This window comes from Enterobacter cloacae complex sp. AR_0002, from assembly GCF_001922365.1.
GTDB classification, from domain to species: domain Bacteria; phylum Pseudomonadota; class Gammaproteobacteria; order Enterobacterales; family Enterobacteriaceae; genus Enterobacter; species Enterobacter hormaechei_C.
On sequence record NZ_CP018814.1, the window covers coordinates 1,036,088 to 1,053,263 of the forward strand.

At 56.3% G+C, this 17,176-nt stretch carries 19 protein-coding genes and 1 other annotated feature; of the genes, 5 read left to right on the forward strand and 14 right to left on the reverse strand.

Annotation, left to right across the window (positions count from 1 at the left end; genetic code table 11):
* Positions 1 to 110: 110 nt before the first annotated feature.
* Genes AM329_RS05150 through AM329_RS05160 form a run of 3 tightly spaced genes read right to left on the reverse strand, consistent with a single transcriptional unit; the run spans position 111 to position 1,837 of the window.
* Positions 111 to 650, reverse strand: a complete 540-nt coding sequence (locus AM329_RS05150; RefSeq protein ID WP_023324803.1) for a septation protein A — start codon at positions 648 to 650, stop codon at positions 111 to 113.
* A 13-nt stretch (positions 651 to 663) separates the two neighbouring features.
* Entirely contained in the window at positions 664 to 1,407 is a 744-nt protein-coding gene (locus AM329_RS05155) for a YciC family protein (RefSeq protein ID WP_003856765.1), read from the reverse strand.
* A gap of 25 nt (positions 1,408 to 1,432) precedes the next feature.
* Positions 1,433 to 1,837 carry a YkgJ family cysteine cluster protein gene (locus AM329_RS05160; RefSeq protein ID WP_032609359.1) on the reverse strand — a complete coding sequence of 135 codons (405 nt, stop codon included), beginning with the start codon at positions 1,835 to 1,837 and terminating at the stop codon, positions 1,433 to 1,435.
* Between the two features lie 282 nt (positions 1,838 to 2,119).
* On the opposite strand from AM329_RS05160, the gene ompW reads away from it, so the two are divergent.
* Positions 2,120 to 2,752 (forward strand): outer membrane protein OmpW, encoded by a 633-nt coding sequence (ompW, locus tag AM329_RS05165; protein WP_003856769.1) that lies wholly within the window; start codon positions 2,120 to 2,122, stop codon positions 2,750 to 2,752.
* A 286-nt stretch (positions 2,753 to 3,038) separates the two neighbouring features.
* Here ompW and yedF read toward each other — a convergent pair whose 3' ends face one another.
* The 8 genes from yedF to trpL all read right to left on the reverse strand — a co-directional run bounded on the left by yedF (position 3,039) and on the right by trpL (position 11,326).
* Entirely contained in the window at positions 3,039 to 3,272 is a 234-nt protein-coding gene (yedF, locus tag AM329_RS05170; protein ID WP_003856774.1) for a sulfurtransferase-like selenium metabolism protein YedF, read from the reverse strand.
* A complete protein-coding gene (gene yedE, locus AM329_RS05175; RefSeq protein WP_032609358.1) occupies positions 3,269 to 4,480 on the reverse strand; it encodes a selenium metabolism membrane protein YedE/FdhT in 1,212 nt (403 codons plus the stop codon). The genes yedF and yedE overlap by 4 nt, the downstream gene beginning before the upstream one ends.
* 174 nt (positions 4,481 to 4,654) lie before the next feature.
* Positions 4,655 to 5,464: a tryptophan synthase subunit alpha gene (trpA, locus tag AM329_RS05180; RefSeq protein ID WP_032609356.1), complete on the reverse strand. Its 810-nt coding sequence runs from the start codon at positions 5,462 to 5,464 to the stop codon at positions 4,655 to 4,657.
* Positions 5,464 to 6,657 (reverse strand): tryptophan synthase subunit beta, encoded by a 1,194-nt coding sequence (gene trpB / locus AM329_RS05185; RefSeq protein ID WP_003856780.1) that lies wholly within the window; start codon positions 6,655 to 6,657, stop codon positions 5,464 to 5,466. Before trpB ends, trpA begins: the two co-directional genes overlap by 1 nt.
* Before the next feature lie 10 nt (positions 6,658 to 6,667).
* A complete protein-coding gene (trpCF, locus tag AM329_RS05190) occupies positions 6,668 to 8,026 on the reverse strand; it encodes a bifunctional indole-3-glycerol-phosphate synthase TrpC/phosphoribosylanthranilate isomerase TrpF (RefSeq protein ID WP_032609355.1) in 1,359 nt (452 codons plus the stop codon).
* A gap of 3 nt (positions 8,027 to 8,029) precedes the next feature.
* Positions 8,030 to 9,625 (reverse strand): bifunctional anthranilate synthase glutamate amidotransferase component TrpG/anthranilate phosphoribosyltransferase TrpD, encoded by a 1,596-nt coding sequence (trpD, locus tag AM329_RS05195; RefSeq protein WP_032609354.1) that lies wholly within the window; start codon positions 9,623 to 9,625, stop codon positions 8,030 to 8,032.
* On the reverse strand, positions 9,625 to 11,187 hold the full coding sequence (locus AM329_RS25170) for an anthranilate synthase component 1 (RefSeq protein ID WP_032609352.1): 1,563 nt from the start codon (positions 11,185 to 11,187) through the stop codon (positions 9,625 to 9,627). Before AM329_RS25170 ends, trpD begins: the two co-directional genes overlap by 1 nt.
* 23 nt (positions 11,188 to 11,210) lie before the next feature.
* Positions 11,211 to 11,305 (reverse strand) — a sequence feature (Trp leader region).
* Positions 11,282 to 11,326: a trp operon leader peptide gene (trpL, locus tag AM329_RS25420; protein WP_071524153.1), complete on the reverse strand. Its 45-nt coding sequence runs from the start codon at positions 11,324 to 11,326 to the stop codon at positions 11,282 to 11,284. (Overlaps the previous feature by 24 nt.)
* Before the next feature lie 127 nt (positions 11,327 to 11,453).
* Here trpL and rnm point away from each other — a divergent pair, with 127 nt between their 5' ends.
* The 3 genes from rnm (at position 11,454) to rluB (ending at position 13,937) form a co-directional block, all read left to right on the forward strand.
* Positions 11,454 to 12,347, forward strand: a complete 894-nt coding sequence (gene rnm, locus AM329_RS05215; RefSeq protein ID WP_023314252.1) for an RNase AM — start codon at positions 11,454 to 11,456, stop codon at positions 12,345 to 12,347.
* Positions 12,344 to 12,964 (forward strand): L-threonylcarbamoyladenylate synthase, encoded by a 621-nt coding sequence (locus tag AM329_RS05220; RefSeq protein WP_003856793.1) that lies wholly within the window; start codon positions 12,344 to 12,346, stop codon positions 12,962 to 12,964. Before rnm ends, AM329_RS05220 begins: the two co-directional genes overlap by 4 nt.
* A gap of 97 nt (positions 12,965 to 13,061) precedes the next feature.
* Positions 13,062 to 13,937 carry a 23S rRNA pseudouridine(2605) synthase RluB gene (rluB, locus tag AM329_RS05225; RefSeq protein WP_003856794.1) on the forward strand — a complete coding sequence of 292 codons (876 nt, stop codon included), beginning with the start codon at positions 13,062 to 13,064 and terminating at the stop codon, positions 13,935 to 13,937.
* Positions 13,938 to 13,973: 36 nt separating this feature from the next.
* Here the strand turns inward: rluB and cobO are convergent, their stop codons facing one another.
* Both cobO and AM329_RS05235 read right to left on the reverse strand, forming a co-directional pair.
* Entirely contained in the window at positions 13,974 to 14,564 is a 591-nt protein-coding gene (cobO, locus tag AM329_RS05230; RefSeq protein ID WP_023314251.1) for a cob(I)yrinic acid a,c-diamide adenosyltransferase, read from the reverse strand.
* On the reverse strand, positions 14,561 to 15,322 hold the full coding sequence (locus AM329_RS05235) for a YciK family oxidoreductase (RefSeq protein WP_017384219.1): 762 nt from the start codon (positions 15,320 to 15,322) through the stop codon (positions 14,561 to 14,563). The genes cobO and AM329_RS05235 overlap by 4 nt, the downstream gene beginning before the upstream one ends.
* 252 nt (positions 15,323 to 15,574) lie before the next feature.
* Between AM329_RS05235 and sohB the strand changes: the two genes are divergently transcribed.
* Positions 15,575 to 16,621: a protease SohB gene (gene sohB / locus AM329_RS05240; protein WP_022651351.1), complete on the forward strand. Its 1,047-nt coding sequence runs from the start codon at positions 15,575 to 15,577 to the stop codon at positions 16,619 to 16,621.
* Positions 16,622 to 16,656: 35 nt separating this feature from the next.
* Here the strand turns inward: sohB and AM329_RS05245 are convergent, their stop codons facing one another.
* Entirely contained in the window at positions 16,657 to 16,908 is a 252-nt protein-coding gene (locus AM329_RS05245; protein ID WP_003856804.1) for a YciN family protein, read from the reverse strand.
* Between the last annotated feature and the right edge of the window lie 268 nt (positions 16,909 to 17,176).

Below are 17,176 nucleotides of genomic sequence, written 5' to 3' on the forward strand. Positions count from 1 at the left end.
ACAGCAATCTCCATAAAATCTTCATGATTCAGACATTTTCGCAGGAAGGATGTAGAGAAAAGAGAAGGCGGGAAAAGAGGCCAGACCGCGTGGCGATCTGGCCAGAAGGATCAGTGCTTGTCATCCTGCGGCATGTGGCGATAAATATAAACGCCGCTGAGCAGGGTGAAGATAAGGGTCAGCGCCGTCAGGCCAAACACCTTGAAGTTGACCCAGATATTCTGCGGCAGCCAGAATGCGATATAGATATTCGCCAGACCACACAGAATAAAAAATAGCGCCCAGGCGATATTCAGACGCTCCCACACAGCCTGCGGCAGGGTCAGTTCTTTCCCCAGCATGCGCTGGATCAGCGGCTTCTTCATCACCCACTGGCTGATGAGGAGTGCGCCCGCAAACAGGCCGTAAATCACCGTGACCTTCCATTTGATAAATTCATCATTGTGGAAGAACAACGTCAGGCCACCAAACACCGCCACCATCAGGAAGGTGATGAGCGCCATCTTTTCAACTTTGCGATAGCGAACCCAGCTGTAAATCAGCACCACAGCCGTTGCCACAATCAGCGCCAGCGTGCCGGCATAAATGTCGTACAGCTTATAAAAAGCGAAAAATACGATCAGCGGTAAAAAATCAAGAAACTGCTTCATTCTGCGATCCCAGTTACTGACGAATTAACATGTACAGGCGGAACAAATAGACCAGCAGCACGGCTGAAATCAGATTGCTCAGCGTATTGGCGACAACCGCTCCGACATTTGGCGTTAACACCGCAAAATTCGGCGCAAACAGCAACAGCAGAGTCTTGGCCAGCAGCCAGCTGATAACGGCCGGGGCGACCAGTCGCATATTGGCCCATGCGAGCCTGATGCTGCTGCGCATGGCGGTGAAAATGCCCAGTTTGTCCTGCACAACCATTACTGGCGCGAATGAAAGCACGATAGCCAGCAGCACGCCCGGCACGACCACCAACATGATCCCCATCTGGACCAGCAGCGTGGTCAGGAAGATGAGGATAAACAGCTTTGGCAGCACCGGAGCACTGGCCCCGATTGCACGTAACGCGCTGACGCGTTGGCCGGCAGATACCAGTTGGATCATCAGCAACACGCCACCCGCCAGAATGGCGTTGCCAATCAGACCCGAGAAGGTAGATGCCGCAGATGCGCGCAGCAAGATTTGCTGTTGCTCTGGCGTCATATTCTGCACAAGGTCAAACAACCCTGCGCTGCCTGCAAGATGATCCCCCTGGCTCAGCGTGGCAATCTGTTCATCACTGGGTGAGAACGCATGACCCAGCACCACCGTAATAAAGGCGCACAACAACGCGATCAGTAAAAAGGTAATGAACTGATTGCGGAAAAAATTTCCCGTGTCACGGTAGACAGACTTCGCCGTGATAGACATGCACTCTCCTTGAGTATTGCAGGTGTTAATTAGCCGGCAATTGTACACCGGATAACACGTTGGTGGCAGCATCAAGGCTTGTATGGAAAAGCATATCTTTGTAAAGCGGCGGTAATCCATAGCGGGCGCGGGCGCGATTGCATGCCTCATTGACCTGCCCATCCTCTCCCGACATCGCGAAAGTGCGACACGGGCTGGGGCGATCCGCGTAAATGGAGCAGCGGGTGGATACCCCAGGTTCACCTTCCAGTGCCACACAGCGGCTCTGTTTTTGATTGGTGCCGCGCATACAGCGCAGAAAAGGGGTTAAGGGTTCAGTGAGATCGACCGGAACGGTGCCGCCGCCATCGCTGGCTTCAGCCCAGTAGAAAGAGACTCGAAAATACGCACAACAGGCTCCGCACGTCATGCACGGGTTATGATCACTCATGGCACACCTGCAAAAGTAGAACGCATCAAATCACATTGTGAGAGCGATAAATTATCCAGCCGCTACAGGAAGCGCAAGAGAGGGAAAACAGAAAATTTTGTAACCATGAAATGCCAAAAATTGACGCGGTAACAACTTATTGCTTTATGAGGCGTCACCAAAAATTAACCTAGATCAATGAATGTTAACTTACTGGTTTTAATGTGATCTGTGTTAGATCACTTATTACTCATTTGTGAGTATATTCTCCTCCGCAATTAAAACCACAACGATGGAGCGGATATGAAAAAATTAGCGGTGGCAGCCCTCATCTTAAGCAGTCTCTCTGGCGGCGCTTACGCGCATGAAGCAGGTGAATTCTTTATTCGTGCCGGTTCGGCAACGGTACGTCCAACGGAAGGGTCCGACAATGTGCTGGGTATGGGCGGGTTTAACGTTAGCAATAACACCCAGTTAGGCCTGACGTTTACGTATATGGCAACGGATAACATTGGCGTCGAGCTTTTAGCCGCCACGCCATTCCGTCACCGCGTCGGTTTAGGACCGACCGGGGACATTGCCACGGTGCACCATTTGCCACCAACGCTGATGGCGCAGTGGTACTTCGGCGATTCCAGCAGCAAGGTGCGCCCTTATATTGGTGCAGGCGTTAACTACACCACCTTCTTTGATGAGAAATTTAACGATACTGGTAAAGAGGCCGGGCTCTCCGATCTCAGCCTGAAAGACTCGTGGGGCATGGCGGGACAGGTTGGTCTGGATTATCTGATTAATCGTGACTGGCTGATCAACGCCTCTGTCTGGTATATGGACATTGATACGGACGTGCGCTTTAAAGCTGGCGGGCAGCAGCAAAGTATCAATACCCGTCTGGATCCGTGGGTATTTATGTTCTCAGCAGGCTATCGTTTCTGACAGAAGATATATCCCCTGTCAGCCGGTGATTGCTGTATGGTGGTTGTTCCACACACCTGTCTGGAGGGGATATCCCCAACATCAAATTTGAGTGTCCGGTTTGTGCAGGTAAACAGTTTCAGTTCACGACGTTCAGCCCAGCACATAGCCTACCTCACGGTGCTATCTGTTCCGTTTGCGGAACACGTCTCACCATTCATTCATGCCTGCCGAAGCTCAGACGACGACGGTGGCCAAAGCCAGTAAACTAGAAAAGGCCTCTGAGAGGCCTTTTTCGATCGTGAAATCACTTCTGAATTAAATAACGAATGGTTGGTCCGTCCTGCTGGATATCCAGCACGGTATAGCCGTGATTTTTGGCATCAAGCGGAATGTTATTGATCGACTGGGGGCAATCGCTCACCACTTCCAGAATTTCACCTTTCTTTAGCTGCGGTAGCGCTTCAAGCGTGGCGACGGCCGGGTAAGGGCAAGGTTCACCCACCATATCGAGACGATAATCAGGCACGATCTCTTTCATGCGGCATTCTCCTGAGTTTCAGTTTTGGCGGTGGCGCGTCGGAAGAAGCGCTTCTCATGTGCAACAACCAGTAAGAAGGCGATGAGCAGCAGGGCATAGGTCACCAGGAGCCCCCCGAGTGGACCAAAGGTTTTCAGCAGGTTGACCTTGTCCCAGTTTGTTGCCAGCACCGGAGAGACGTCATCCCAGTAGCAGGCCAGAAGGGTAGAGCCAATCACGTTACCCAGACCCACCCACCAGTAATGCACCTGGCCTTCCACAGCGCGATACATCCAGCCGGTTTCACACCCGCCCGCCAGCACGATGCCAAAGCCAAACAGCAGCCCGCCAATCACGGCATTTGGGCCCGCCCACATAATTTTTGGCTCCACGCCGAGCTGAACATAGCTGAAGATGCCAATTGCGCTCACGGCCATGCCGGCAATGATCGCCTTCGCCATCATGGTGCGTCCGGTGATCCACATATCGCGAAACGCGGAGGTAAAGCAGATCTGCGCGCGTTCAATCAGCAGACCAAAGCCGACGCCGAACAGCATGGCCAGACCGAGTTTGGGCTGATTCATTGCCGTGCAAATCGCCCAGGCAACCATAGCAAAAAAGACCAGCATACCGAGGCGGAAACGACGACGCGCCTGATCGGGTTTTTGCGTTAACGGAGAGGCAGCGCTAACTTTCGTCATTTTCACCGGAATGCGGAACAGCGGCAGCAGGGTGAATTTAGCACCGAAGTAGGAGCCGATGGCGGTGGCGACGGCAAAGAACCAGGCATGCAGCGAGAACTGCGGAATGCCGGTAAAGAACGCGGCCAGATTACAGCCCATCGCCAGACGAGCGCCAAACCCGGCAATGATGCCGCCGACCACGGCCTGCATAATGCGGATGCGGCTTTTCGGCATGCGCAACTTAACGTTGTTGGCCCACAGCGCGGCCGCAAAACAGCCGCCGAACATGCCAATGATCATCATTCCGTCGATGCGGGTCAGCGGTGTGCCCTCAAGATGGATCAGTTTGAAGTAGCCCCACTCTTCGGCATGGACGCCTGCCAGCTGTAATAGCTGCCCACCCCAGCGGGTAAACTCGCCCGTAACAGCCCAGAAGGTGCCGGTAATACCGAAATAATAGGTAGAGAGAATGCCTGCCGCGATAACGGCCGGAACAGGTGACCAGAACTTAACCAGGTAAGTCTGTTTGAAGGAATACCATGACATGAATAACCTCTGAACTCAGAAGGGTAACGCTAAAAAGAGCCCAGATCATACGCTTACGCGAAAGTTTGGAAAGTCATTCACACCGAAAATATCGACAGGATCAATTTTGACCTGCTTCTTTCAGGAAGAGAGGAGGGAAAACCGCCTGACGCCGGGGCCAGACGGTGTTAACGGTTACGCCTTGCGCGTGGCCGCTTTCATGGATGTGACGAATGCGTGTAATTCAGCCAGCATCTGCTGTGGCTTATCCACGTTCTTCTCGATAATTTTCACGATAGCCGAACCCGAAATGGCCCCGGCGGCTTTCGCGTCAATCGCCGCAGTAACCTGATCCGGTGAGGAAATGCCAAAGCCCTGAAGCGGCGGTGCAGCATGGTATTCTGCAAGCTTCTCCACCAGATGATGCAGCGGCAGCGCGGCTTTGTTTTCCGCACCGGTGACGCCCGCACGGGAGAGCAGGTAGGTGTAACCTCGTCCGTAAGAGGCAATCTGGCGCAACAGATCGTCATCGGCATTCGGTGGACAGATGAAAATCGGCGCGACGTTGTGGCGCATTGCCGCCTGACGGAATGGCGCAGACTCTTCAACGGGCACGTCAGCCACCAGCACGGAGTCAACGCCCACGCGGGCGCACTCTGCGTAAAACGCATCAATGCCGCGGCTGAACACCAGGTTGGCGTACATCAGCAGGCCGATCGGAATGGTCGGGTGCTTCTGACGGATCGCCGCCAGCATTTCAAAGCACTGGCTCGGCGTCACGCCCGCGGCAAACGCGCGTAGCGTTGCGTTCTGAATGGTCGGGCCATCCGCCAGCGGATCGGAGAACGGAATACCGAGCTCCAGCGCGTCGGCACCGGCATCAATCAGGGTGTCGATAATCTTCAGCGACTGCTCCGGGCCGGGGTCGCCCAGCGTCACGAAGGGAACGAACGCGCCTTCCTGGCGGGCTTTCAGTTGTGCAAATGCGTTGTCGTAGCGTTCCATCAGATTTCCCCTCGTGCTTTCAGAATATCGTGAACGGTGAAGATATCTTTGTCACCGCGACCGGAAAGGTTTACCACCAGCAGCTGCTCTTTTTCCGGGTTTTCCTTCATCATTTTCAGCGCGTGCGCCAGCGCGTGGGAAGACTCCAGCGCCGGGATGATCCCTTCATTGCGGCACAGCGTTTTGAAGGCCTCCAGCGCTTCGTCATCGGTGATGGAGACATAATCCGCGCGGCCGGTGCTGTTCAGGAACGCGTGCTGCGGCCCTACGGACGGGAAATCCAGCCCGGCAGAGATCGAGTAAGACTCCTCAATCTGCCCTTCATCGGTCTGCATCATCGGGGCCTTCATGCCGAAGTAGATCCCCACGCGGCCATGCTTCAGCGGCGCACCATGCTCGCCCGTTTCAATGCCGTGGCCGGCAGGCTCAACGCCAATCAGCCCAACGCTGGTTTCGTCGATAAAATCGGCAAACATGCCGATGGCGTTAGATCCGCCGCCAACGCAGGCGATCACCGCATCCGGCAGGCGACCCTCTTTTTCGAGGATCTGCGCTTTAGTCTCTTCGCCGATCATGCGCTGGAATTCACGCACGATGGTCGGGAACGGGTGCGGGCCCGCGGCGGTACCGAGCATGTAGTGGGCGGTTTCGTAGCTGCCAGACCAGTCGCGCAGCGCTTCATTACAGGCATCTTTCAGCGTGGCAGAACCGCTGTGCACCGGGATCACTTCCGCCCCCATCAGACGCATACGGAACACGTTTGGCGACTGGCGCTCAACGTCCTTCGCCCCCATGTAAATGCGGCATTTCAGGCCGAGCAGGGCGCTGGCGAGCGCTGAGGCCACACCGTGCTGCCCCGCGCCGGTTTCGGCGATGATTTCGGTTTTACCCATCCGCTTCGCGAGCAGCGCCTGGCCCAGCACCTGGTTAGTTTTATGCGCGCCACCGTGCAGCAAATCTTCACGCTTAAGATACAGCGTAGTTTTAGTGCCTTCGGTCAGGTTGCGGCACTTTGTCAGCGCCGTCGGACGACCGGCGTAGTTTTTCAGCAGGTCAGTAAACTCCGCCTGAAACGCCGGATCTTTCTGTGCGCTCACGAACGCTTCTTCCAGCTGGCGCAGCGCGGGCATCAGGATTTGTGGGACATACATCCCACCGAACTCACCAAAATACGGGTTAAGTAATGTCGTCATCTTCTCTTCCTTAATATGCACGCAGAGTTTTAAATACCGATGCCAGCTTGCTGGCGTCTTTAATGCCCGGTTGGGACTCTACGCCTGAATTGAAATCGAGGCCGGCGCAGCCGGTTTTGGCCGCTTCCACACAGTTATCGGGGCTTAATCCCCCCGCCAGCAGGACATTGTCCAGCACTTCGCCACGCAGCAGTGACCAGTCGAAACGCTGCCCCGTGCCGCCCTGGCCGTTGTCGAGCACGTATTTATCAACATGCTTCAGGTTACGCGCGGGCAGGGTGGCGCCAACGCTTTGCGCTTTCCAGATCTGAACCTGAGGCGCCAGAGCATGTCGCAGAGCATCAATGTACGCCTGATCTTCATCGCCATGCAGCTGAACCGCGCTCAGGGATAACGCGTCCGCTTTAGCCGCAACGTCGTTAATATCCGCATCGCGGAACACGCCCACGTAGTTCAGTGGCGCAGCCGCCATCACCTTGCGCGCCTGTTCCTCATTAACGGCGCGAGGAGAGGACTCAACAAAGATCAGACCACCATAGATTGCGCCCGCTTCATATGCGGCCTGCGCATCCTGTTCACGGGTCAGGCCGCAGATTTTGTTCTCACCCAACAGCACGCGGCGCACGGCCGCATTAAGATCGTCGTGTTCCATCATCGCGGAGCCGATCAGGAAACCGTTGGCAAAGTGGCTGAGTTCGCGCACCTGAGCGTAGCTGTTTATCCCGGATTCGCTGATCACCGTGACGCCCGCGCCCAGACGCGGCGCAAGCTGGCGCGTACGGTTGAGGTCAATCGACAGGTCGCGCAGGTCGCGGTTGTTAATGCCGACCACTTTTGCTTCCAGCGTGATGGCGCGCTCCAGCTCCTCTTCGTTGCTCACTTCGGTCAGCACGCCCATATTCAGGCTGTGCGCGACGGCGGAGAGCTGGCGATACTGCTCGTCATCCAGCACGGAGAGCATCAGCAGGCAGGCATCGGCCTGGTAAAAGCGCGCCAGCCAGATCTGATACGGGTCGATAATAAAGTCTTTGCACAGAATCGGCTGCGGCGCGATGCCGCTGACTACGGGCAGAAAATCGAAGCTGCCCTGGAAATATTTCTCATCCGTCAGCACAGAAATGGCAGACGCATGATGCTTGTAAATACCGGCAATACGCGCCGGGTCGAAATCGTCGCGGATCACGCCTTTGGACGGAGACGCTTTTTTACACTCCAGAATAAACGCGGTACGCGCGCCCTGGAGCGCATCATAAAAACGACGGCTGCTCGGAACGACGTCATTCTGAAAACTGGCGAGCGGCTGCTGTTGCTTGCGGGCTTCCACCCAGATGGCCTTATCGGCGACGATTTTCGCTAAAACGGTCTGCATTATTTACCCTCTTGCCGCAAGTGCGGTAACGCGATCGTAAGCTGCACCGGAGCGCAGTACGTCCAGAACTTTTTGGGCGTTGGCTTTTAGATCTTCCTCGCCATGTAAACGCATCAGCATGGCTACGTTGGCCGCCACGGCGGCCTCATGGGCGGCCTCACCTTTACCTTGTAATAAGCGCGTGAGAATGTCACGGTTTTCTTCCGGCGTGCCGCCCGCCAGGGCGTCCTGATGGTACGGGGTCAACCCGAAGTCAGCGGCCTCAAGCTGATAGTTCAGCACTTCGCCGTGATTCAGTTCGGCCACCAGCGTGGGCGCATGCAGGGAAACTTCATCCATCCCGCCGCTGTGTACCACGGCGGCGCGTTGGTAACCGAGGACGCGCAGCGTCTCCGCAATCGGCAGGACCAGCTCCGGGCTGTAAACGCCAATCAGCGCCAGCGGCGGATGCGCCGGGTTAATGAGTGGACCGAGCACGTTAAACAGCGTGCGGGTTTTAAGCTGCTGGCGAACCGGCATCGCGTGGCGGAAACCGGTGTGATACTTCGGCGCAAACAGGAAACAGACGCCCAGGTCATCCAGCGCTTCACGGGAACGCTCGGCGTTCATGTCCAGGTTGATACCGAAAGCCGCCAGCAGGTCGGACGATCCGGAACGGCTGGACACGCTGCGGTTGCCGTGTTTCGCCACTTTCAGACCGCATGCCGCGGCCACAAAGGCGCTGGCGGTGGAAATATTGATACTGTTACTGCCGTCGCCACCGGTCCCAACGATATCGGCAAACGGATAGTCCGGGCGCGGGAACGGGGCGGCATTTTCCAGCAGCGCGGTTGCCGCCCCGGCGATCTCCTGAGGGCTTTCGCCGCGCACTTTCATGCTCACCAGCGCAGCGGCCAGCTGCTCAGGCTTCAGCTCGCCGCGCACGACGGCGGAGAACAGCTGGTGGCTCTCCTGCTGGCTCAGGGTCTGGGCCTGATAGAGTTTTTCCAGAATCGGTTGCAGGGTGTTGGTCTGCTCCAGCTTTTGCAGCGCCCAGTCGAGCGTTTGCTCCAGCAGGCGCGCGCCGTTGGACGTCAGGATAGATTCCGGGTGGAACTGCATCCCGCAGACGCGATCCGCATCATGACGCACCGCCATCACCATCCCTTCAAACGAGGCGTTAATGGTCAGCCCGGCCGGAATGTTGCTGCCAACCAGCGAGTGGTAACGCGCTACCGGAAGCGGGTTCGGCAGCCCGGCAAACATCGCCTGACCGTCATGTTCAATGCTTGACGCTTTACCATGCAGGATCTCCCCCGCCTGACCCACGTAACCGCCGTAGGCTTCGACAATCGCCTGATGGCCAAGGCAGATGCCGATAATCGGCAGCTTGCCGCGCATACGGGTCAACAGCTCAGGCATACAGCCTGCTTCGCTCGGTGCGCCTGGGCCCGGGGAGAGCATCAGCACCGGGTTTTGCATGGTCGCCAGGCGGTCAATCAGCGTCTGGGCCGGAACGTGGTTGCGATAGATAACAACGTTGTGACCATTCGCACGCAGCTGATCTGCCAGGTTGTAGGTAAAGGAGTCGATATTATCGAGCAGCAGAATGTCAGCCATCAGAAAATCTCCTGTGCATGGTGTGCGGTAGCAATGGCGCGCAGTACCGCGCGCGCTTTACTGCGGGTTTCGTCGGCTTCCGACTGCGGAACAGAATCCAGCACAATCCCGGCCCCGGCCTGGACGGTGGCAATGCCGTCCTCAACGTAGGCGGAGCGGATCACGATGCAGGTATCAAGGTCACCGTGAGCGGTGAAATAGCCCACGGCACCACCGTAGCTGCCGCGACGGCGTCCTTCCGCTTCGGCGATCAGCTGCATAGCGCGGACTTTCGGCGCGCCGCTCAGGGTGCCCATGTTCATGCAGGCGCGGTAGGCGTGCAGAACGTCGAGGTCGTGGCGCAGTTCACCCACCACCCGGGAGACCAGGTGCATGACGAAGGAGTAGCGGTCGACTTTGGTCAGGTCCGCCACGTAGCGGCTGCCTGGCGTGCAAATGCGTGCCAGATCGTTACGCGCCAGGTCAACCAGCATCAGGTGTTCGGAGAGCTCTTTATGGTCGGTACGCATTTCCAGTTCGATGCGGCTGTCGAGATCGCGGTCCAGGGAGCCATCGGCACGACGGCCACGTGGACGGGTTCCCGCTATCGGGTAGATCTCAATCTGGCGGCTGGTGGCGTCGTACTTGAGGGAGCTTTCCGGCGACGCGCCAAACAGGGTGAAATCATTGTCCTGCATAAAGAACATGTACGGGCTTGGGTTGCTCTTTTTCAGCACATCGTAAGCCGCCAGCGGCGACGGGCAGGGCAGTGAAAAGCGACGGGACGGCACCACCTGGAAAATCTCCCCGGCACGAATCGCTTTTTGCATCTGACGCACCACCGCGCCGTACTGATCGTCGGTCTGACTCACCTCGCAGGTCATCTTTTCAACACGCTGCACCGGCAGCGCGGGCGGTGCTTCCGACATCTGCTGTTGCAGTTGGGCGATGCGCTGCGCGAGGCGATTTTTCTCAGACGCAGACGGCGTGAACAGGCTGGCCTGGATGCGGGTGTATTTTTTCTGATGGTCGATCACCAGCAGGGTTTCGGCCAGGTAGAAGCAGTAGTCCGGGCAGCGGTTACCCTGCTCGGTTTCCGGTAAATCTTCAAAGCCAGCAACCAGGTCGTAAGCAAACAGCCCGCCAAAGAACATCGCTTCGCGCTCATCTTCCGGCATGGCCACCAGATTTTGCAGCAGACGGAAGGCGTCAAAAACGGAGAGCGAGCAGAGGCGGGCATCCTCATCCAGCAGCTGGCTTACCGGTGGGAAATGCAGAATTCGCAGGTCCGGATGACGCTCATTTTCAATACCTGAAGGCAGAGCCGCATCCAGCAGCGGCAGCAGCGATGCGCCATTCTCAGATAACGCCTTAATGGTGACGGTGTCACCCGACGCGGTAATGCGCAGCGCGCTGTCAACCAGCAGCAGGCTTTTAAGATCGTCCTTGCTGTCAATGTCAGCAGATTCCAGCAGCAGCGTCGCGGGACGTGCGCCGCACACCTGATGAAACAGCGCGGTAGGGTTATGGCGATAGGCCGCCTCGCAGGTCAGCAGTTCGAGGTGGGGTTTGGCTGTTTGCATGTTGTTGTTCTCATATTCTGTTCAATAAAAAGCCCGCTGGGTAGCGGGCCGGGTATCTGTTTGCTTATCGCAGACGCGTAACACTGCCCGAAGATCAGGAAGTACGCCACCAACCGTGCAGAGCGAAATGTGCTGTCATTTTCAGATACCTTTCTCGTGTGAACTTGCGTACTAGTTAACTAGTTCGATGACGTGTTGTCAACCCCTGATTTCAGTATTTCACGGTTAGTCGGTATCATAGGGGCTTCGGATGTCTCCAACCTGTTATGGGAAGTGCTTTGAGCGATACCACCTACGCCGTAATTTATGATTTACACAGCCATACGCAGGCTTCAGATGGCCTGCTGACACCCGAAGCCCTGGTCCATCGCGCCGTTGAAATGCGTGTCGGCACGCTGGCAATAACCGATCACGATACCACTGACGGCATTCCCGCCGCGCGCGCCGAGATTGTCCGCAGCGGACTGGCGCTGGATCTGGTGGCCGGGGTCGAGATCTCGACGGTCTGGGAAAACCACGAAATTCATATCGTTGGTCTGAACATCGATACAGAACATCCGGCCATGCGTGCTTTTTTGCAGGAACAAAAAACACGCCGCAATCAACGCGCGGAGATGATTGGCGAACGTCTGGAAAAAGCGCATATTCCCGGTGCGCTGGAAGGCGCGCGAAAGCTGGCGAACGGTGGGGCGGTGACGCGCGGCCATTTCGCCCGTTTTCTGGTGGATGCCGGTAAGGCGACGACCATGGCGAATGTCTTTAAAAAGTATCTGGCGCGCGGGAAAACCGGATACGTTCCCCCACAGTGGTGTACAATAAAACAAGCTATTGATGTGATTCATCATTCTGGCGGTAAGGCCGTGCTGGCCCATCCGGGGCGGTATAATCTTTCTGCTAAATGGCTGAAAAGACTGCTGGCACACTTTGCCGAATGCGGCGGTGAGGCGATGGAAGTTGCCCAGTGTCAGCAGGCACCCAATGAGCGTTCGCAGCTCGCGACCTACGCCCGTCAGTTTGGCCTGCTTGGCTCACAGGGTTCAGATTTCCATCAGCCCTGCGCGTGGATTGAACTGGGGCGCAAGCTCTGGTTACCCGCGGGCGTTGAGCCTGTCTGGCAGCTCTGGGAACAGCCACAGCAAATTGAAGAGAGGGAAGTATGAGTCAGTTTTTCTATATCCATCCGGATAACCCCCAGCCACGTCTGATTAATCAGGCCGTGGAGATCGTCCGCAAAGGCGGCGTTATTGTCTACCCAACCGATTCTGGCTACGCGCTGGGCTGTAAAATTGAGGACAAAGGGGCGATGGAGCGCATCTGTCGCATCCGCCAGCTGCCGGACGGCCACAACTTTACCCTGATGTGTCGCGATCTCTCTGAACTGTCGACCTACGCTTATGTTGATAACGTGGCCTTTCGCCTGATTAAGAACAACACGCCCGGTAACTACACCTTCATTCTGAAAGGGACAAAAGAGGTGCCGCGTCGTCTGTTGCAGGAAAAACGTAAAACCATCGGCATGCGCGTGCCGTCGAACCCGATTGCCCAGGCGCTGCTGGAAACCCTCGGCGAGCCGATGCTCTCCACATCGCTGATGCTGCCGGGCAGTGAGTTTACCGAGTCCGACCCGGAAGAGATCAAAGATCGTCTGGAGAAGGTGGTGGAGCTGATTATCCATGGCGGCTATCTTGGCCAGCAGCCGACCACCGTGGTGGATCTCACCGAAGACGCGCCAGAAGTCATTCGTGAAGGCGTGGGCGATGTTAAGCCTTTCTTGTAAGGGTGTAAGCAGATATACTACGCGGCCATCAAAGCAGGGCGCCGCCCTGTTTTTGACCTGATTCGACGCCTGTGAAGGCGACACCTGAGGAAGCTCAATGAGCGAGAAGTTACAGAAAGTGCTGGCGCGTGCCGGCCACGGTTCGCGCCGTGAAATCGAAGCCATTATTGAAGCAGGCCGCGTGAGTGTGGACGGTAAAATCGCCACGCTCGGTGACCGCGTTGAAATCGTACCGGGGCTGAAGATCCGCATTGACGGCCATCTTATCTCCGTGAAAGAGTCTGCTGAACAGATCTGCCGCGTGCTGGCTTACTACAAGCCGGAAGGCGAACTGTGTACCCGCAACGATCCGGAAGGTCGCCCGACGGTGTTTGACCGTCTGCCAAAACTGCGTGGCGCCCGCTGGATTGCCGTAGGACGTCTGGACGTGAACACCTGCGGCCTGCTGCTGTTCACCACCGATGGTGAACTGGCAAATCGTCTGATGCACCCGAGTCGTGAAGTGGAACGTGAATACGCCGTTCGTGTTTTCGGCCAGGTTGATGAGAACAAACTGCGCGACCTGTCGCGTGGCGTTCAACTGGAGGACGGCCCAGCGGCGTTCAAAACCATCAAGTTTACCGGTGGTGAAGGCATTAACCAGTGGTACAACGTTACCCTGACAGAGGGACGTAACCGCGAGGTGCGTCGTCTGTGGGAAGCGGTCGGTGTCCAGGTGAGCCGTTTGATTCGCGTCCGCTATGGCGACATTCTGCTGCCGAAAGGCCTGCCACGTGGCGGCTATACCGAGCTGGATCTGACGCAAACCAACTACCTGCGCGATCTGGTTGGCCTGACGCCAGAAACCACGTCGAAAGTGGCGGTAGAGAAAGATCGTCGTCGCATGAAGGCGAATCAGATCCGCCGTGCGGTGAAGCGTCACAGCCAGGTTAGCAGCAATCGCCGCTCTGGCAGCCGTAATAACAACGGTTAATCGAAAAGCCCGGTGAATATACCGGGCTTTTTTTCTTCAGTAATCAATCCCCATTTGCGCTTTGATACCCGCATCGAACGCATGCTTAACCGGACGCAGCTCGCTGACGGTATCGGCCAGCTCCAGAATATCCCGATGACACCCGCGCCCCGTGACGATAACCGTCTGATGCGCTGGGCGGTTTTTCAGGGCAGCCAGCACGGCCTCCAGAGGCAGGTAGTCATAAGCCACCATATAGGTGATCTCATCCAGCAACACCATGTTCAGCGACGGGTCAGAGAGCATCCTTTTGGCATGCTCCCAGACGGCGAGGCAGGCTGCGGTATCGGTTTCCCGGTTCTGGGTATCCCAGGTAAAACCGGTCGCCATCACCTGAAACTCAACGCCATGCGGCTCGAGCAGATTACGCTCGCCGTTGGGCCATTCACCCTTGATAAACTGGATCACGCCCACTTTCTGCCCATGTCCGACTGCGCGGGTGGCGGTACCAAATGCGGCGGTGGTTTTTCCTTTACCGTTGCCGGTGAACACGATGAGGATCCCGCGCTCGTCCTGAGCGGCCGCCACGCGTGCATCAACCTGTTCTTTCAGACGCTGCTGGCGCTGCTGATGCCGATCTTCACTCATTGCGATATCCCCGGTTTGCGGCCTGGCTGGGCATCGAATGTCATTCCGGTTTTACGACGGCTGTCGTCACCCATCAGCCACAGGTAAAGAGGCATAATATCGGCCGGGGTTTTAAGCTTTTGCGGATCTTCTGTCGGGAAGGCGCTGGCACGCATTTTGGTGCGCGTACCGCCCGGGTTAATACAGTTAACCCGCAGGTGGCGGCTTTGGTACTCTTCGGCCAGCACCTGCATCATTCCTTCGGTGGCAAATTTTGAGACGGCGTAAGCCCCCCAGTTCGCACGCCCCTGACGCCCCACGCTGGAGGAGGTAAAGACCAGCGAGCCGGAATCGGAGTTGAGTAATAAAGGAAGCAAGGCCTGGGTCAGAAAAAACGTCCCGTTGACGTTAACCTGCATCACCTGCTGCCAAATCTCCGGATCCTGTTCATCCATCGGGCGCACTTCGCCCAGTAACCCCGCGTTGTGCAGTACGCCATCCAGACGCGGATAATGCGTGCTGATACGCTGGGCAAGGGCCTGACATGACGCTGGCGTACAGGTCAGCAGATCGAGCGTATACCAGGGCGTGGGGGTACCGCCGGCGTTTTCGATTTCACGGGCGACGGCCTTGAGCTTTTCTTCATTACGTCCCAGCAGAATAAGGCTCGCACCGTATTCAGAATAGGTCAGCGCCGCTTCGCGACCAATCCCGTCGCTGGCACCGGTAACCAGAATGATGCGGTTCTGTAGAAGGTTTTTTTGTGGCTGATAATGCACGGTGGCTCCTCAGGCGCATTGGGCGTGACTTGCACCTTTATTTATGACTTTTCGGCTTTATGCCCGAAACAGCGTCAGAATTCAATCAGTCTACAGGACAGATCGCTGGGAAATTAACAATTTGCAAAGATTTAAACCAGAAACGGGGGATTCCTGAAGCCGCCTCGCAGAGGTAATGTCCAGAGCGAGACGCCTGCGCAGGGCTGTTGTACACTGGCGTGAAAGATTCGTGGTTAAATCAAGGTGGAACGCGTGGAATTACTTTCTCAGTATGGGTTGTTTTTGGCCAAAATCGCGACGGTGGTTATAGCTGTCGCGGTGATTGCCGTCCTGATTGTTAACCTGACGCAGCGTAAGCGTCAGCGTGGTGAGTTACGCATTACCCGCCTGAGCGAACAGTATAAAGAGATGCAGGAGGAGATGTCTCTGGCGCTGCTTGACGATCATCAACAGAAGCTGTGGCTAAAAGCCCAGAAGAAAAAACATAAGCAGGACGCCAAAGCTGCGAAGGCGAAAGCTAAACTCGCCACGCCACAGGCTGACGCAAAACCGCGCGTCTATGTGCTCGATTTTAAAGGTAGCATGGATGCGCATGAAGTCTCCTCACTGCGTGAAGAAGTGACGGCGGTGCTGGCCGTGGCGACAGCCCAGGATCAGGTGGTGGTACGCCTTGAAAGCCCGGGTGGCGTAGTGCATGGGTATGGACTGGCGGCTTCGCAGTTACAACGTCTGCGGGATAAACAGATCCCGCTCACCGTGGCGGTAGATAAGGTCGCGGCGAGTGGCGGCTATATGATGGCGTGCGTGGCGGATAAAATCGTCGCGGCACCGTTCTCCATTATCGGCTCGATTGGGGTAGTCGCGCAGATCCCTAACTTCAATCGTTTCCTGAAAAACAAAGAGATCGACATTGAACTGCATACGGCGGGCCAGTACAAACGTACGCTGACGCTGCTCGGCGAAAATACTGAAGAGGGACGGCAGAAGTTCCGGGAAGATCTGAACGAAACCCACCATCTGTTCAAAGATTTCGTGCACCGCATGCGCCCAACGCTGGACATTGAGCAGGTGGCTACGGGCGAACACTGGTACGGCACGCAGGCGCAGGAGAAAGGGCTGGTGGATGAAGTGGGTACCAGCGACGACCTCCTGCTCAACCTGATGGACGGCCGTGAGCTGGTGGGGGTGCGCTTCACCCGACGTAAGCGCCTGCTCGACCGTTTTACCAATAGCGCGGCAGAAAGCGCGGATCGCCTGCTGCTACGCTGGTTGCAGCGCGGACAAAAGCCGCTGTTGTAAAGAAAAACGCGAGGCAGATGCCTCGCGTTTTCGTTTTAATCGACCAGGTGGTACTTCTCTGAGAGGGTATGCGCCAGGTATTTAAACATGTTAAATACGGCGGTGCTTTTTGGGGTGGGTAATCCTTGTTCATCAAGGAAGTATTCACCGCTGAACACCAGCACGCCATTACGTTGTTCCACGCCAGTCGCTTCAATCCCCGCCAGGGTGTCTTCATGGTCGCGAATGAGTTTGTTTGCTTCGATAAGCAGTGAAGCTCGGTCAATGGGTTGGGTCGTATTCTGCATATTCCACTCCTTAAACAGTGACAATAGTCTACGCCTGGGTCGCTTCGGGGGCAAATTTTCCCTGTTATCCGAGGGGATAAGGAACAGGGGCTGGCTGGCGGGATTTGCTTTTGCATGCTAATAAAGTTGCGTAACGAATTTTATCAGGTACAGTGTGCGCTTTCGTCATTCTGGCAACAGAATTGCTTGACATTCGACCGGGAATTCGTCACGAATGAACTTTGATGTGAGAAAAATACCCGAAAACTCAATGACCTGGATGTCGCCA

Excerpts from the sequence above, each read along its gene's own strand:
- AM329_RS05150 (WP_023324803.1), bottom strand. The coding sequence starts at position 650 with ATGAAGCAGTTTCTTGATTTTTTACCGCTGATCGTATTTTTCGCTTTT.
- AM329_RS05155 (WP_003856765.1), bottom strand. The coding sequence starts at position 1,407 with ATGTCTATCACGGCGAAGTCTGTCTACCGTGACACGGGAAATTTTTTC.
- AM329_RS05160 (WP_032609359.1), bottom strand. The coding sequence starts at position 1,837 with ATGAGTGATCATAACCCGTGCATGACGTGCGGAGCCTGTTGTGCGTAT.
- ompW (WP_003856769.1), top strand. The coding sequence starts at position 2,120 with ATGAAAAAATTAGCGGTGGCAGCCCTCATCTTAAGCAGTCTCTCTGGC.
- yedF (WP_003856774.1), bottom strand. The coding sequence starts at position 3,272 with ATGAAAGAGATCGTGCCTGATTATCGTCTCGATATGGTGGGTGAACCT.
- yedE (WP_032609358.1), bottom strand. The coding sequence starts at position 4,480 with ATGTCATGGTATTCCTTCAAACAGACTTACCTGGTTAAGTTCTGGTCA.
- trpA (WP_032609356.1), bottom strand. The coding sequence starts at position 5,464 with ATGGAACGCTACGACAACGCATTTGCACAACTGAAAGCCCGCCAGGAA.
- trpB (WP_003856780.1), bottom strand. The coding sequence starts at position 6,657 with ATGACGACATTACTTAACCCGTATTTTGGTGAGTTCGGTGGGATGTAT.
- trpCF (WP_032609355.1), bottom strand. The coding sequence starts at position 8,026 with ATGCAGACCGTTTTAGCGAAAATCGTCGCCGATAAGGCCATCTGGGTG.
- trpD (WP_032609354.1), bottom strand. The coding sequence starts at position 9,625 with ATGGCTGACATTCTGCTGCTCGATAATATCGACTCCTTTACCTACAAC.
- AM329_RS25170 (WP_032609352.1), bottom strand. The coding sequence starts at position 11,187 with ATGCAAACAGCCAAACCCCACCTCGAACTGCTGACCTGCGAGGCGGCC.
- rnm (WP_023314252.1), top strand. The coding sequence starts at position 11,454 with ATGGGAAGTGCTTTGAGCGATACCACCTACGCCGTAATTTATGATTTA.
- AM329_RS05220 (WP_003856793.1), top strand. The coding sequence starts at position 12,344 with ATGAGTCAGTTTTTCTATATCCATCCGGATAACCCCCAGCCACGTCTG.
- rluB (WP_003856794.1), top strand. The coding sequence starts at position 13,062 with ATGAGCGAGAAGTTACAGAAAGTGCTGGCGCGTGCCGGCCACGGTTCG.
- cobO (WP_023314251.1), bottom strand. The coding sequence starts at position 14,564 with ATGAGTGAAGATCGGCATCAGCAGCGCCAGCAGCGTCTGAAAGAACAG.
- AM329_RS05245 (WP_003856804.1), bottom strand. The coding sequence starts at position 16,908 with ATGCAGAATACGACCCAACCCATTGACCGAGCTTCACTGCTTATCGAA.